12 protein-coding genes are annotated in these 15749 nt (G+C 42.2%); 3 read left to right on the forward strand and 9 right to left on the reverse strand.

From position 1 onward, the window contains the following. Positions 1-5 precede the first annotated feature (5 nt). The 3 genes from R7Q09_RS10145 to R7Q09_RS10155 all read right to left on the reverse strand — a co-directional run bounded on the left by R7Q09_RS10145 (position 6) and on the right by R7Q09_RS10155 (position 3965). A complete protein-coding gene (locus tag R7Q09_RS10145; RefSeq protein WP_262648564.1) occupies positions 6-1130 on the reverse strand; it encodes an HD-GYP domain-containing protein in 1125 nt (374 codons plus the stop codon). Positions 1131-1404: 274 nt separating this feature from the next. Then, on the reverse strand, positions 1405-2610 hold the full coding sequence (locus tag R7Q09_RS10150; RefSeq protein ID WP_158156337.1) for an aromatic amino acid transport family protein: 1206 nt from the start codon (positions 2608-2610) through the stop codon (positions 1405-1407). A 161-nt stretch (positions 2611-2771) separates the two neighbouring features. Then, complete coding sequence (locus tag R7Q09_RS10155) at positions 2772-3965, reverse strand: iron-containing alcohol dehydrogenase (RefSeq protein WP_318070723.1); 1194 nt, start codon at positions 3963-3965, stop codon at positions 2772-2774. A gap of 629 nt (positions 3966-4594) precedes the next feature. On the opposite strand from R7Q09_RS10155, the gene R7Q09_RS10160 reads away from it, so the two are divergent. Then, complete coding sequence (locus tag R7Q09_RS10160) at positions 4595-5860, forward strand: HD domain-containing phosphohydrolase (RefSeq protein ID WP_318070722.1); 1266 nt, start codon at positions 4595-4597, stop codon at positions 5858-5860. A 54-nt stretch (positions 5861-5914) separates the two neighbouring features. On the opposite strand, the gene R7Q09_RS10165 is transcribed toward R7Q09_RS10160, so the two are convergent. Continuing rightward, complete coding sequence (locus R7Q09_RS10165) at positions 5915-6517, reverse strand: 2OG-Fe(II) oxygenase (protein ID WP_005377733.1); 603 nt, start codon at positions 6515-6517, stop codon at positions 5915-5917. 160 nt (positions 6518-6677) lie between these two features. Further along, positions 6678-7448, reverse strand: coding sequence for a TerC family protein (locus R7Q09_RS10170; protein ID WP_017820626.1), 771 nt, complete (start codon positions 7446-7448; stop codon positions 6678-6680). 411 nt (positions 7449-7859) lie between these two features. Here R7Q09_RS10170 and R7Q09_RS10175 point away from each other — a divergent pair, with 411 nt between their 5' ends. Beyond that, the gene (locus R7Q09_RS10175; RefSeq protein ID WP_005377737.1) at positions 7860-8798 is read left to right on the forward strand and encodes a LysR family transcriptional regulator; all 939 of its coding nucleotides are present in this window, start codon (positions 7860-7862) and stop codon (positions 8796-8798) included. A 19-nt stretch (positions 8799-8817) separates the two neighbouring features. Here R7Q09_RS10175 and R7Q09_RS10180 read toward each other — a convergent pair whose 3' ends face one another. The 4 genes from R7Q09_RS10180 to R7Q09_RS10195 all read right to left on the reverse strand — a co-directional run bounded on the left by R7Q09_RS10180 (position 8818) and on the right by R7Q09_RS10195 (position 13522). Further along, on the reverse strand, positions 8818-9699 hold the full coding sequence (locus R7Q09_RS10180) for a YjjW family glycine radical enzyme activase (protein ID WP_021033867.1): 882 nt from the start codon (positions 9697-9699) through the stop codon (positions 8818-8820). Between the two features lie 22 nt (positions 9700-9721). Continuing rightward, positions 9722-11266, reverse strand: coding sequence for a YjjI family glycine radical enzyme (locus tag R7Q09_RS10185; protein WP_318070721.1), 1545 nt, complete (start codon positions 11264-11266; stop codon positions 9722-9724). 212 nt (positions 11267-11478) lie between these two features. Beyond that, positions 11479-12102 carry a LysE family translocator gene (locus R7Q09_RS10190; RefSeq protein WP_025766704.1) on the reverse strand — a complete coding sequence of 208 codons (624 nt, stop codon included), beginning with the start codon at positions 12100-12102 and terminating at the stop codon, positions 11479-11481. A gap of 202 nt (positions 12103-12304) precedes the next feature. After that, complete coding sequence (locus R7Q09_RS10195) at positions 12305-13522, reverse strand: HD-GYP domain-containing protein (RefSeq protein WP_025766705.1); 1218 nt, start codon at positions 13520-13522, stop codon at positions 12305-12307. 487 nt (positions 13523-14009) lie between these two features. On the opposite strand from R7Q09_RS10195, the gene R7Q09_RS10200 reads away from it, so the two are divergent. Further along, the gene (locus R7Q09_RS10200; protein ID WP_248525171.1) at positions 14010-15713 is read left to right on the forward strand and encodes a putative bifunctional diguanylate cyclase/phosphodiesterase; all 1704 of its coding nucleotides are present in this window, start codon (positions 14010-14012) and stop codon (positions 15711-15713) included. Positions 15714-15749 lie beyond the last annotated feature (36 nt).

The following is a 15749-nucleotide window of genomic DNA, read 5'->3' on the forward strand; positions in this document are numbered from 1 at the left end:
GCTCTTCACATTAACCCCAAGCCTGTATAGTGCTCGGGATATTTGTGGATGATTTGCTTTATATAACCTTGATGCTCTCGCAGAGCATCAACACATTCTCGAGATAACCATCCCTGATATACCCATTTTTCAAGTTCTAACAATGCGTATGGGATGGACCACGCTTGTCTATACGGATGGTGCGTTGTCATAAAATCAAAGGCATTTGCGGCAGCCGTAATTTGGGCGGCTATTGGTATATCATCACTGGTTAAACCATACGGATAACCAGTGCCATTTAAATTTTCGTACTGATAAATAATCATCTGCAAAAACAAAGTCACACTCGGGTGAACCGGATTTCCGATACGGGCAACTATGTCATCCGCTGAATCGATACAACGCTCAATATGTTGAATCAATATCGCCTCTTGTTCTTGAGAGTAATTTGTTCGGCGGCTAGCAATTTCAACTGGCAGCTGACTATCACCGAGCGCATGGAACTGAGCAAAAATACCAATATCTTCGACCATTTCGTCATTCAGGTGATAACGATCCGCTAACTGCGTTGCGATAATTTGACTGTAGTACTTCATGCGTTTGGTATGCGCGTAATACTCAGGTGAATAGCCTGGCATCATACATTGCATTCGGTTCGCTAGCGTTTCTATCGCATTGACTACTTGAGTTTCTGATTCAACCGCAAATCGAATCATTTCGAAATAAGGTTTAAGACCATTCAGCGCTTCTAAACTAAACGCATCACGTTGAGTGGAGTTCAAAAATACAAAACCAGTAAAAGCTTTATTGTCATAACAAGGAATAGCAGCCGACGACTGATATCCGTGTTTGAGTAAAATTTGAACCCGAGGACAGTGATTAATATCATGAAGGTCTTCGACGATACGAGGAACCGCGTTTTTAGAGGCAATATTGAGGTGGTGGAGTTTACGGAATGCTGATTCGTGATGGGCTAGACACCAAGTGTCGAACTCACTTTCTGCAAATGATTTGAGCACATCTTGGTCTGGGTGATATTTTGCAAATGACACCCTATCAATACATGGCAAGTGCGCCTGCATCCTGCCTTTTAGCGTTTGCAGTTGCTCGTTAAGCGGTTTTGCAAACGGGTAAAAACTCCGGTGCGCCATGCTTCACCTCCACACCAAAGCAGAGAAACAAGAAAAGCTCATTGTGTTGCAAATTCAATGGTATTTTGAGCGGTTTTCTCCACTTAAACTATCGATATACCACAACTTAAGTGTACGAAATAAAAGCACATTTCTACCAATTTTTTCACCGGATATCTTACGGTAATTTGATCCAGATTAAAAAAGCCAACGAGCAAAACTCGTTGGCTTAACAATACTGATTGATTACGATGGATTCAGTAACTAGAGGTTATTCAAAGAACGTTCTGAACAACTAGCCTAGAGCAGGAAGCACACCCAGCGTAATTAACACCTGAGCGAATACGATGCCAGTGCCAGCGATGCCCGTTATCACTAGCGCACCATGACCACCTGCGACGCGGTACTCCCCAGTAAAATCATCCGATTTACGAACCTTGATCACCATAACCAAAGGCAAAAAGATGGCTAAAATCGCTAAGGCAATCGCTGCATAGCCCAAAGCCATAATAAAGCCTTGAGGATAGAAAAGTGCGAAGCCTAGCGGTGGAGTAAACGTCACTAGTGCCGCAATCAAACGATTAGGCTTATCGTTACTTCCTTTGATGGTATCACCCAAAAATTCGAATAGACCCAAACTCACGCCAAGGAACGATGTCAACAATGCCAAGTCAGCAAACACACCAACAATGCTACCCAAATTTGATTGGTGTACTGTCTGAGATAGTTGACCAATCAGTGCGCTCAACCCTCCGTTCTCAACAAGCGTACTTTGGCTAACCACACCCAACGTCACGATTTGCCAAAAGATATAAATAACGAGTGGAATCGTCGAACCAATAATAACGGCTTTGCGTAAAGAAGAAGTGTCACCGTCTAAGTAATTCACAATTGCAGGTATACTTCCGTGGAAACCAAACGAAGTAAAGATCACCGGAATCGCCGCTACAACAAGGCCTTGTTCGATTGGCATACTTAACAAGTAAGATTCCGTAACGTTTGGAGCAAGAAAAGAAAGCACCGCAACCATCGCAATGAGCTTCATCGCGAACAGTACTCGGTTTACTTTATCGACCGTACCGGTACCCACTGTCACAACTAAAGTCACAATCAAGGTAAAGATTATCGTTGATGTAGGCCCTGAAATATCGAGGTCAAACCATTGTGCAAGGCGGTCTCCGAACTGAGCACCACCGCCAGCGATATACGCTGCACATAATGAGTAGAAAAGAAACAACATCGCAAAACTTGCCACCCACTTGCCTTTTTGACCTAGGATCTGTTTCGCCAAAGTATGAAGTGTAGCACTACTCTCCGCATGTTGATGAAGCTCAAGCATAAGCAAGGCAGTGAAAGCCATCAGAGCCCATAAGCCTAGCATGATGATAATAGAAGTTGAAAAACCAATGCCGGCAGAGGCAAGTGGAAGCGCTAGCATACCAGCGCCTATTGTAGTGCCCGCAATAATTAGCGTACTACCGAATACTTTAGAACGACTCATTGTATATTAATCTTTACACTTTATTAGAAATTATCAGTATTAGATCGGGCAACGGCGTACCGAAACCAACACCATATTTGTAATGCTGTCGATATTGTAGGATCTTCAGCAGAAGATCAAGCAAAGTGTAAGGATAAAAAACCATAAGTGTAAACAATAATTTACACACTACTAATTTCCAACAATAGCTGAGTACATTCTTCCCTGCTCATGAACTTAGGGACAGGGTAATTCCAGTGCGCCTCTTTCAGAATTAAATCTACAAGCGCATCAGCATCTTCGCGCTGAATGAGTGCACTTTTCTGCTTAATATCAATGCTTGCAAACAAAGACTCCACATGCGTCAAAAAGTGTTGAGCACTCGCCTCACCTGACTGCCCTTCGGCCGTCAACGCATCGAGTTTTCTTAGTTGAGGCTCTATCTCTGATAATGAAAAGCGCAGCACAGGTAACAAGGCTAATCCGTTTGCCATGCCATGAGGTATTCCATATTTCGCACCGAATGTGTGAGCAAAGGCATGAACATAACCCAAACTCGCTTTGGTAAATGCTAAACCCGCGTAATAGGATGCCATAGCCATTTTATGACGAGCTTCGACATCATCCCCTTGCATCACAGCCCTAGGAAGATATTTAAAAATGAGTTTAATAGCGGCAACCGAATAAGCCATCGTTTCTTGAGTAGCGTTTTTCGATACATAGGCCTCAATAGCGTGGGTTAATGCATCAACGCCAGTATCAGCCGTGATCTTAGGAGGTAAACCAATCATTAAATTCGCATCTAAAGCTGCCATTAGTGGCACCAACTTTGGATCCATTAAAGGGGTTTTAATGTGTGAGGAGGGATCTGACACGACCGCAGCGATAGTAACTTCACTTCCGGTTCCAGCCGTTGTTGGAATAGCAAAAAGCGGCGCTGGCATTCGCCATACCTTCAATAGTCCAGCTAATTTTTTTATTGGCCGTTTATTGGTAACTTTCGCAGCGATGACTTTTGCACAATCCATTGCAGAGCCGCCACCCAAAGCTAATATGCCCTCACAATGAAAACGATGATAAGCCTCTAGACCGCTCTCTACCTGATCATAGGTAGGATCGGGCTTAACTTGCGAGAAAACATCTAACTGTAAATCGAGTTGTGCTGCAGCCTCAAGCACCTTATCTACAATACCAACTTGGACTAACCCTTCGTCGGTAACTAACAAAACGCGTTTAAATCCCAGCTCGGTCATCGATTCTAATAGCTCATTCATCGAACCAGGGCCGGAAAACAAGGTTGGTCTCGGCATAGGAAGGATAAGGGCTGCTATTTTTAACCCAGCGGTGTAACTCCGATATAAACGATGCTTCAACATACGAAATCCTTTTCATTTAGAGCTATCATTCTAGCTACTTTTACTACCTATGCTTACTTTGCAATCACACATTTTCAATAAACTTATCTCACTAAAAGGGCTAGCATCGCTGGGAAACCGTACCATTTTATTATCTTCCCTCAACGACATGAGCTACAGAGAAAATGTTTTCAACGACGCTCTATTGTCATGTAGTTAACAAGCTGCTTTCCCTATTACTCTGTTAGTTACAGAGCAAGCCTCGAAGAAGTCTTCTTATTTTTTGCCTTCAAAAGCAACAATATGAATTCTGTTAATCAGACATCAATACCGTGTGTCTCTGGTTGAGCCCGAACACGATCTACAAAAATAAAAATAAGAATGCGTTACATCATGATTTATTGTCGTTTTCAAATAAGTCAACAAGAGCAACAATAATCTTTCAAAACTTATACTTAGTTCAAATATCTGACTCTTAACCATGAGCTTCAGGTGATATTATTATGCAACTAGGATTATTATCCCGCCCATAATCAAAACTATGTCTAAACGCCCACCTTTTTGGGGTCTATTCGCTGTCGTACCCAATTTTTCCTATCACCTTCTGATTTGGGTTTAGCGTGGGCTAATTAGCAATGTCGGTATAAACCATGAATCATTCTTGCCATTCCCATACGGACATGGGCTTTGAAGTCGATCTGAAACAAGCACTTATCTGGGTTGCTCGAGCACTCGACTATGTCGGTGTTGATGATACGCACCATAGCCATCGTGTCGCTTACATAGCTTACCAATGTGCTCGGGTCATGAACTGGGAACCAGAAAAAGCGGAGTTTTGCTACTTCGCAGGGATGATCCACGATTGTGGGGTCTCCGAAACACAAGAACATAAAATGTTACTTGAGGAGTTGGTGCCACAAGATGTAAAAACACATTGCTTAAGAGGATACCGAAGCCTCAAGCAGTGTCGTTTGTTACGTCAGTTTGCTACACCTGTTCTTTACCACCATACACATTGGAGTGAACTAAAATATCTTGATTTACCGCCTTTTGAAAAAGAGGTCGCTGCCCTACTCTATTTAGCCGATCGTCTCGATTTTATGCGTTCCAAATACGTCATGAACTGCCACTGTGACATTGTCACACTTCATGAAGAACTAATTGCAGAATGCATCATGGCAAACGCTGGAACTTTGTTTAATCCAGACATGGCTAAGGCAATGGTTAAGCTCGTTATGACCGACGCATTTTGGTTCGCGATGGAGTCTGAAAATATAGAAACCATCGGATTAAACTTTAAAAGCATTGATTGGCTTCAAAAACAGCTCACCATCCAAGATATGAATAGTTTGGGAATGTTTATCGCTCGAATTGTTGACGCAAAAAGCCCATTTACTTATCAACATTCGCAAAAAGTGGCGGAGTTATCTCGGTATCTAGCCATCAAGCTTGGGTTCTGTGAGCACGACCAAGAGATGTTATTTATTGCTGGGTTGGTGCATGATATCGGAAAGTTAAAAACACCAGATGAGATTCTTCATAAAGAAGGCTCTCTTAATAAACAAGAGTATACGCGTATGAAACGCCATACAATTGATACTCAGCTCGCATTACACAAAGTGTTTCCCAACGCTAAAATAGCGGAGTGGGCCTCTAATCATCACGAGCGTTTGGACGGTTCAGGCTATCCTTATCATAAAACAGGAGACGAACTCGATGTACCATCGCGTATTGTCGCGGTTGCCGATGTTTTTCAAGCTCTGTCTCAGGACCGTCCCTACCGCGGACGAATGGCTCAAGCACAAATCGCCGCGATTATGGGTGCGCAAGTCGCTAAACAAGAACTTTGTCCTGATGTCTATGCAGTACTAGAGCGAAACATGACCGAGTGTTACAAGCTATCAACTAATGTTTAATCGATAAAGGGCGTATCTACGCCCTTTGCTGATTTTATGCTGGTTGCAAACCAATCATTTTGCAATATCAAGTACATTGTCTCGCACACCATTGATTCTGAACCAACCTGCAATGCTGAACCGCTCTGCGTTGGTCGGTAAAACCTCATGCGGGAATTGCTCAGATAAGAATAAAAGTAAGCGTCCTGATTGAGGAGGGATGGTAGCTATCTTATTATCATTTAGATCGTAAACCACCAATTCACCTGCATCCTTTTCCGTCCAAGATTCGTTCATGTAAAAAACGGTTGTCAATCGACGGTTTTCATTGCCCTTAAAACAATCTAGATGCTTTTGGTAGAAATCCCCTTCCTCGTACTTGGCAAAGTGAGCTTCATACTCAAAAAGTCCCAGAAACAAGTGACGGTTCACTTCTTGGCGTATTTCTTCCATCTTATCTAAGTAAGAAGTAACCGCGTGCCCCATATTGGGCGATAACCATTGAATTTTGTCACTTCGAATTGACTCAATACGAGTCACATCGTCATTACGACCAATACGCGCTTTTTTCCAGTTACTTGGAATGCAGTCTCGTAATTGAGCCACTTCTTGTTCAGAAAGAAAATCATCCCAGATGTAGTAGCCATGGGTTGCTAACGCATCGATCATTTTATCCATTATTGCCGTTCACTCATATTAGTTGGGCGGTCTATATAAAAAATCTTCAACCCCACAACAAATGCGATTTTTTGTCGAAACGACAACAAAATAAAAAGAGAGTAAAAATAGGTGATGACGAATACAAAAATGCCGCTCATATGAGCGGCAATATCTTTTATTATTGACGAGCTTCTAATCTGGTTGGATGAACTCGCAACGGACTAAGACGTTTAATAGTCGGGCGTTGTTTGTTTTTTAACTGGATATGACAAAGTTCCAGAATTAAGCCGAATGCCATCGCAAAGTACACATAACCTTTGTTGATATGAATTTCGAAGCCTTCTGCCATCAATAAACCACCTAACAAAACAAGGAATAACAAAGCAAGTGTCTTAAAACCAGGGTAACACGACACCAGGTTATTGATTTTTTCGGCTGTCATGACCATCACGATAGCTGACGAAACTATCGCTGCGACCATAAGTGGGACATCACTTGTCAAACCAACGGCGGTTATCACCGAGTCCATCGAGAATACAGCATCCACGGCAACAATCTGCAACAGAACTACCGCTAAACCAGTGCGGGCGTGAGTTGAGTGAGCCGACTCGTTGTGATTTAACCAACTCCACAACTCTTTCAGGCTTTTAGCCAAGAGGAATGCACCACCCGCAATCATGATGACGTCTCTTCCGGTAAACGCATGGTTCGCCAAAGAAAATAGCGGTTGAGTCAGTTGCATGATCCAAGAGATTGAAAACACTAAACCAATACGAGCAATAACAGCAAGACCAATACCAAGGTTTCTTGCCAGCTTACGTTGGTGCAGCGGCAGTCTTTCACATAAGACAGAGATAAAAACGACGTTATCAACGCCTAAGACAACTTCAAGCGCAAACAAAGTGGCGAAAATAGCCCAAGCTTCTGGTTGCATAAAAAGTTCTAGCATGAGCATGTCTCCAATAATAAGAAGACATATGGTGAAGGGTTTTGTCGACTAAAGGGGTCGTCCATTAATTATTTATACCTTTGTTACTGAGGGATCATGAGTAAATCACCAAACAATCAACAAAACAATATCTATTTTAATTAACAAGGAACAAGTTTAATTCGTGTACAAATCAATCAACTCCTCCAAATTGATTAAAATTACATAGAAGCTTTAGAATTGAATAAATGAAAGCATTAAAGTCCAACAAAACTAAGATAAATTTCTAGACTTATAAGCACCATCAACCCTTATGCAACCCATTAAATGCATTGAGCTCAAAGAGAAACAGGCGTGTTTCCGAGATAAACAATAGTAAAAATTTGTTTCATGCTGATATACTGCCAAAAATCATAAGAAACCATGCTATTTATGGACTACATTGCTCTTTCGCGTATAAGCCTTAAACATCTAACTGTTTTACATATGTTGTTAACCACTCACAGCGTCACACTTGCGGCAGAACGCTTGTGTGTAACACCATCGAGCGTCAGTAAAACGCTCGGACAGTTGCGCGAAACGCTAAAGGATGACCTTTTTTACCGTGATGGCACTCGCTTAGTGCCGACAGCATTTGCGCTGCATATAGGCCCATCAATCCATGGCATACTCTCCAGTATGAATGGGTTATTACATCAAGGCTCTTTTAATCCGGCTTACTATCAAGGTAGTTTTTCATTAGCAATGCGTGAAAGTTCGTTTGAGCTCTTTGCGCCAGTTCTACAGCACTTGTCCCAACAACTGAGCAATCACGCGCACTTGAATGTCCATGCGAAAGAGGAAATGAGCTTCGATGCATTAGCAAGAGGTCAAGTGGATTTTTTGTTGCTTCCTCACGATCTCAGCCAACCACCCACACAAAATAAAGACTTGGTATGGAAAACCATTTTGAAAGACGAAATGGTTTGCTTAATGAGAGCATCGAACCCACTCGCTGAGCAACCCTTATCTGTTGAAAGTTACCTTTGTGCAAGACACATCGGTATTCATGATAAAGATCTGTCACAACCTTATTTTGAGCAAAATCTCACCCAAAGGCATTCAAAGCGAAACTTGGCCATGCGTGTAGCCGACTTTGGTTCAGCTGCGGTGATGTGTCAGCACTCGGATTACTTGTTCACATGCTCCAAGCTTTGGGCAAGAGCGGCAATGCAAGCAAAAGGTTTGGTTGAGCAAGCTCTTCCATTCGATTACGGGCAAGTAGCCTACAGCCTCGTTTGGAACAAAGCGAGCTTAAACGATCCCGCTTTAAAATGGTTACAGCAACAATTACTCGACGCTTGCGCCATGTTAGATGCCTGTGATGCGTAAGCATAGATAAACAACAGTACTACGTGAGTACTGTCGGCACGGTGATAGGGTTACTCACGTAGCATCGAAGCTCTGATTTTAAGCGTTCGATATCATGATGAGAGCACATATCCCAAGTTAACGCCTCCCCCACTACTCCATGATGCTGAAAGGCATTTAAACGGATAAGCACCGATTCAGGAAGAGTACTCAAGTAACGTCCAATTGCTACGATTTCTATATCTAAATCACTTTTTTGGGGAATATGCAGTAAGCGGACCTCGTACAATTTTTCGTGCTCAACAAGGTACTGAAGGGTTTTAAATACACGATGATTATCACGCCCAGTTAGCCACTGATGCGTCTCCGTCTGCCACGCTTTCAAATCGATCATTGCGCCATCCAGAAAAGGTAGAATACGCTGCCAACCAGCAACCGCTAAAGAACCGTTACTGTCGATGAAACAAGAGAGGTGCCGTAATTCAGGATCTTGTTTTATCCCTTTAAACAGCTCAATAATGAAAGGAAGTTGTAAGGTAGATTCCCCACCGGATACAGTAACACCACTGATGAAAAAGCGATGTTTGCGTATCAAATCGAGCATTGTTACTACAGAGTAGTCAGTAATTTTTGGATTAGATTGGTTCTGACATATCTCTATACAATGATCGCAGTGGGTGCACTCCTCTTTAAGCCAAACAACGTTGTTGTTTTCGTCGAACTTCAATGCGCCTGCTGAACATTCACTCACACACTCACCACAATGATTACAATGGTTTATCGTGTGAGGATTGTGGCAGTTCAAACACTGATAGTTACAACCCTGTAGAAAGATGACTAGACGATTTCCTGGCCCATCAACACAAGAGAAAGGAAGGATACGAGTGACTTTTGCCAAAAGGCTTCCACTTCGTCTAGACATCTTGTTCTTTCCTAAACCGAACTTATGCCTGCGTGTAAGTCGGTGTTACTTCATGACTCACCACACGTGGCGAGCGTTCTAAAATTTTGGTATTTTTTGCTGCTTCTGCACCTAGAAACGTCGTGTTGGTTCTCGAACCTTCTTTATCATATTTCGCGACATCTGAAAGTTTGATCATGTAGCCTGTCACGCGAATTAAGTCATTTGAAGTGACATTCGCGGTAAACTCACGATAACCAGCATTTAGTGCCCCTTTACATAAATTGAACATCGCTTCTGGGTTAGATTTCACCGTTTCATCAATCGTCAAAATATCGCTGATACCCGCACGATAATACTGATGATGCTTCGCCGTTGCTTGTACATAAGTGACAGGGTCTGGCTCTGCACCATAAGGCAGACGTACACCTGGCGTAACATCATGATCTAAGCTAATGCCGCCTTGTGCATGTAAGAGCGCTTTGCCATCTAAACCATATTTCACCGGGGTTGAGTCCACCAGTTTAGCCAGTGTTGCTGAAACATCATGAGCAAAAGTATTTGCTCGATCATTTTTTCCGTATCGCCCTATTTGCCCTTCTTTTTCAAATAGAAGGTTTACCGCTTCGGCCATGCCGTAAACGCCATACATTGGCGCGAAATAGGACTCTTTTATCAACCCTTCTTGCGTCAAAAAGCCTTGAAAGAAGTTCGATTTTTCATGCAAGTGCGTGCTTCTTGCGTTTATGAGCTCGACCATTAATCGATGGTAAGAAGGCAACGCACTGTTTAAGAAGTCGTTACAGTCTGATGCTCGTTTTGCAACTTCTTTTAAATTCATTCGCACCAATGTGTTCGAGCCACCTGCTAATGGAAGCGAGTTGTAGCAACTTACAATACCAAAGCGTGAGCCGTTGTAGGCTTTCGTGTGCATTGGGTAATTGGCGATATGCGGTTTACTGCATTCACAAATGTTCTGTGTCGCTTGACGAAGTAAATCATCAGGTGTAACTGTCTCGTCGTACATAAAGGTGAGATTCGGTGCGATCTGCTTGAGCTCCGCATCTACTTTTAAAACAGTGCGACAAATAATGTTGTCTGTCGGTCCGACATTCACATGCATAAACGCATCTGGCAAAGTGCGATCCAGCATGATCCAAAAATGTTTTAACTTTTTGTAAATCTGGCTCTCTGTTAGGTCGCCTATGTAAGGCAACAAGACATCATCTAACTGGCCTAAGTAAACCGGAATGTTCGTTACCGAAGGAACATGATGGTAAATGATGGTCAGCATGTTCAACGCATCATCGAAATCATCAGCCGGAGACAACTCTAAATAGTCTGAGCCTTGCGATAGAAATTTAGCGTAATCAGGCAACACATAGCGAGGTTTAAACTGTGCATGACCTTCAAACATATCGCAGATGATGCCTTCATCCATTGCTTGTCTCAGTGATGGAGATACGGTCATGTAAGGAATGCACGCTTCAGCCTCTAAAGCTAAAAAACTCGACTTCTGTTTTGGAGAAAGACGGACGTCGGTCGCGATATCTAGAAAACGTTGTTGTAGTTTAGAAAGGCTTGTCATCTAAGATATTCCTACAAAGTAACCACAAGTCCACAAGACAAAATACGAGCTCTACCCCTAAAGAGTAACGTGATTTTACTCCTGCTTGGCTGTTGCCACTAATGAAAATAAACAAAACGTCTATTTCCATTCTGGAAATAAGACAAAGCTAAATTAGCGCATTCCAACTTACTATATGGGAAAACCTAACTGCGTACCGAAGTCTGTCTTATTTATCGGTTTGCCGTCGACAACATCACGCCTGCACCAATAAATACTCCCCCAGTCAAACGATTAAACAACTTCGCTCTTCCAGCGACAAACAACCAATCGGAGGCTTTTACCCCTAACAATGCATAAAATGTTAGCCAGCTAAGCTCAAAAACCACAAATGTAGACGCGAAAATCGCGTATTGAGACAGTAGCGGTGCGGAAGGTTCTATGAATTGAGGAAACAAAGCGGTGAAAAAGACTATCGCTTTGGGATTACTAGCGCCAACAATGAAACCACTAGTGAACGCGCTAAACGCTGTCGCGGAACTTTGAGTCGTTGCCGTTTTATTAAAATCTGTCTGAGATGAGCGCAACGCTTGAATACCTAACCAGATTAAATAAGCGGCGCCACACCATTTGATAATATTAAAAACTAACTCAGATGAAGCAATGACAACTCCCAGCCCGGTAAATGAGAGCGTAAGGATGATCGTAATCGCAGACAAACTGCCAAGCGCAGTCATGAAAGCAATACGAAACCCACTACTCACTCCTTTACTTAAACACAACAGTGAGCTTGGTCCTGGTGAAGCTGTGAGCACGAGAATGGCAAGAGTGTAAAAAATCCATGTATCTATTTGCATTGGCATCCCTTCCAGCAAAATGAGGTTTATAGCCCATTGTGTATAGAACTATTTTATCGCCCGGTTTCTATCCATGAAGCCGAGGTCTTAATAACCATCTTGCATCTAAACAACTTAGAAAAAATTAATAGATAGTTATGCAAATAAAATACGATCTACATGCAAGGATGTAAAGCCTGTTGTATAAGCTTATCTATTTCTCTTAATCATAAAAAGGCTTAGGATCGATCTCTAACGATGAAGGCGCGATCGCTCTTTCAATTTTGTACGCACTCGTTTTTAAATCCACCATCGTGACATCAATGTATCGTTTATACTTGCGGGAGTAGAAACATTTCACTTCTGGCTTTAATGCTTGAGATTCATTTGAAGACCAAACAATACCAACACGCCCATCGTTCAACTCGACAATGGAGCCGACGGGGTACATCCCAATGCAATTAATGAATTTGTAAACTAAGTCGGCGTCTAAATGAAATGGCGTTAGACTCAACAAGATTTTAAACGCTTCCGCAGAACTCATGCCTTTTTTGTAACAGCGATCAGCCGTTAGCGCATCGTAGATATCTACAATACAGCTCATACGGCCGTGAATTGGAATCTCCTCCCCCTTCAAGCCTCTAGGATAACCATTGCCATCTAACTTCTCGTGGTGCATCAAACAAACATCACGGCTTACGTCACTAAGTCCTTTTACGTGAAGGATTATCTCACCTGCGAACACTTGATGTAGCTTCATATGTTCAAATTCTTCAGGCGTTAGCTTCGCTGGCTTGTGCAAGATCTTATCATCGACTTTAATTTTACCTACATCATGAATAATGCCACCTACAGCAAGCTGTTTTAGCGTTGGCTTATCCAAGCCCAAGTACTTACCGAATGACACTAAAAGACAAGCGACATTGACGGAGTGTTCCAATAAGTAAGAGTCTTTTTTTCGGAGTGCAGAGACACACTGCAACGCATCTGAGTCAATCAAAACACTTTCAATGACATCGTCAGCCCAAGCTTCTACTTCATCAACTTCAATGATTTTTCCTTCAAAAGTTTGATTCAATAGTTTCTGCGCCAAATCTTTTGCTTCGGCGATCAGCTTTTTGGCTCGCTTGTGTTGGATGTCTCTCGAACGATAAGTTCGTTGACCCCTCTTAAAATCGGAGTGTTTCTGCTCTCGCGTCTCTTTAGTGGCATCAGTTGATTCATCTACAGGCTTGAAGACACACTGCTGCGAAGATAATGTTTGATCTACCCAAACATACTTTACGCCACTTGTAGCAAGCTTCTTAATGCCTTCAGGGCTAGATATCCGCCCTGCATTGGCTAAATTGACGCGCTTGTTGTGCTCTATCGCGGTAACAAACATACCAACGCCGATATCAGCGAGCGCAATTTTGATTGAATTTTTCGGATCGTACTGCATATAAAGAAGGCTTACTCGATATTAACGTCCGCATTATAAGAGATTTGATTACTTGGCGTGATAATAAATTTGAATTGATTACAATTAATGAGCATCCTGTCAATTAATAATCGGTCGCGCTCATTAAGTCCTTTTTGTTATTATGGTTTTATCCAAGATAACATATATACAAATGACGTTAGAAAACAGCACATTGATACCGACACAACTGAAAATAACTTTAGGATAATTATTCATAAATATTTATAGATTGCGGACGGCATCAATAACTGTATTTTATAAATGATTTTTACTGTTGACTATTTTTTATAAATGTCGATGATTAGCCGCCTAATCTTAGTATGTTATTAACCTAGTAGCGCATAAAATGATAGCCAAACAATTTGAACTGACACTTTTGTGATTGTAATGTACGCCAGCAGATCAACTCTATGTTATCAACCCCAACACTCATCTCTGATGCTAAAAGGCTCGAGGAGGAAATATCTTGACCACCATATTTGACCAACAAGTCTCAGATAGTGACCGAGAGTTCCTAAAAATCGTCGAAGAACGATTCATTCATATCTTCGATGTATTTAACGAAGGCCTCTTTTACATGGATGAGTTTGGCACCATGGTATTTTATAACAAGGGCTTTTATGAGCAGCTTGGTATCAACGCTGGTCGAATCAGCTTAGAGCAATGGTTAGACCTTGTTCACCCTCTCGATCGAGAAAGACTCTCCACTCGGGTCGATGCTCACATCATTACCAACAACACGAGGGTCACAACGACCTACCGCGTGCGTAAACCCAATGGACAGTACGTCTGGATTGAAGGCGTAGCCATGACCAAAGAAACAGAACATGGTCATTATATGGTTGGTAGCCACCGTGATATTTCTGAACGCAAGCTGATGGAAAGCTACATTCATCAAGTCGCATTTCATGACAATGCGTCAGGTATGGCTAATCGCGCCCATCTCTTGCTGGATATTGAAGATAGTGTGCGAGCCACTGATTCTTGTGCATCTATCTGTTACATTCAGATAGAAGAGATTAAATCTTACTTAAATCAATATGGCAGCGAGTTGGTCGATGGGTTAGTGGAAAAATTGCTACAAACTCTCAGTCACCTACCTTCTCCAAATAGTTCTGTATATCGCGTACATGATGATGACTTTGCGATTTTGATTCACGATGAATGCTCGGTAGAAACGCTGCAAAGTTATGCCGAAAGTTTAAAGGAAACCTACCACGAGGCAGTGATTGAAGAGGGCCAATACTTAGGAAGTAACATTAGTATTGGTTTGTATCCTTGCATAGATCCAAGTCACTCAGCAGAGGAAATATTACGTAAAGCAGCACGAACTTGTCAGTACGCAAGCGAGCAGAATAAAGACCGTGTTGCGGTTTACAGTGAGAAAACTCAGCATGCCGTAGACCGTTATTTCTTTATTGAGCAAGGTCTAAAAAGTGCACTTGAAAAACAGACATTAAGCGTTAAGTTTCAGCCAATTATTGACGCCAAAAGCTCAAAAGTAGTGAGCTTCGAATCTCTGGTTCGCTGGCGTAGCAAAGAGTTTGGCGAAATTTATCCAGACGAATTCATCCCCGTCGCAGAAAACAAAGGTTTGATTGTCGAACTCGGATATCAAGTCTTTGCCAAAGCGTGTGAATTTATCAAAAACTACCGTGAGCGTTACCAAAACCAAGTTCGTGTCAACGTGAATGTTTCTGTACTCCAGTTAATGAATAGTGAATTCCCTGCGCGAATTAAAGCCATGTCGGATGAGGTTGGTGTCGATCCTGAGTCTATTGTGTTGGAACTAACAGAAACGTTTATTTTGGATAATAATCAGACAGCCATTGCCCCTCTGAATACCCTCAGGGAACTAGGATTTGCACTCTCTCTGGATGACTTTGGATCTGGTTACAGTTCATTAAATAGCTTCTTCGACCTCCCGATGACACAAATCAAAATTGATAGGTCGATGGCGTGGAAAACACTAACCAACCGCTCTTCACAAGAATATCTGAAGTTTCTTATCACTATGTGCCAGGAAAATAATATTGAAGTAGTGATTGAGGGAATTGAAGACGCCAAAATGTGTGAATTTTTTACCGAAATGGGCGTCGATTATCTGCAAGGTTATTGGTTCTCTAAGCCACTTTCTGTTGCCAGTGCAAGCCGCTATTCGTTGAGTTAAGCATACTAGAGCAATATTCCGCACGGCCACGTTAAA

It is taken from the genome of Vibrio sp. 2130-1, from assembly GCF_033339515.1.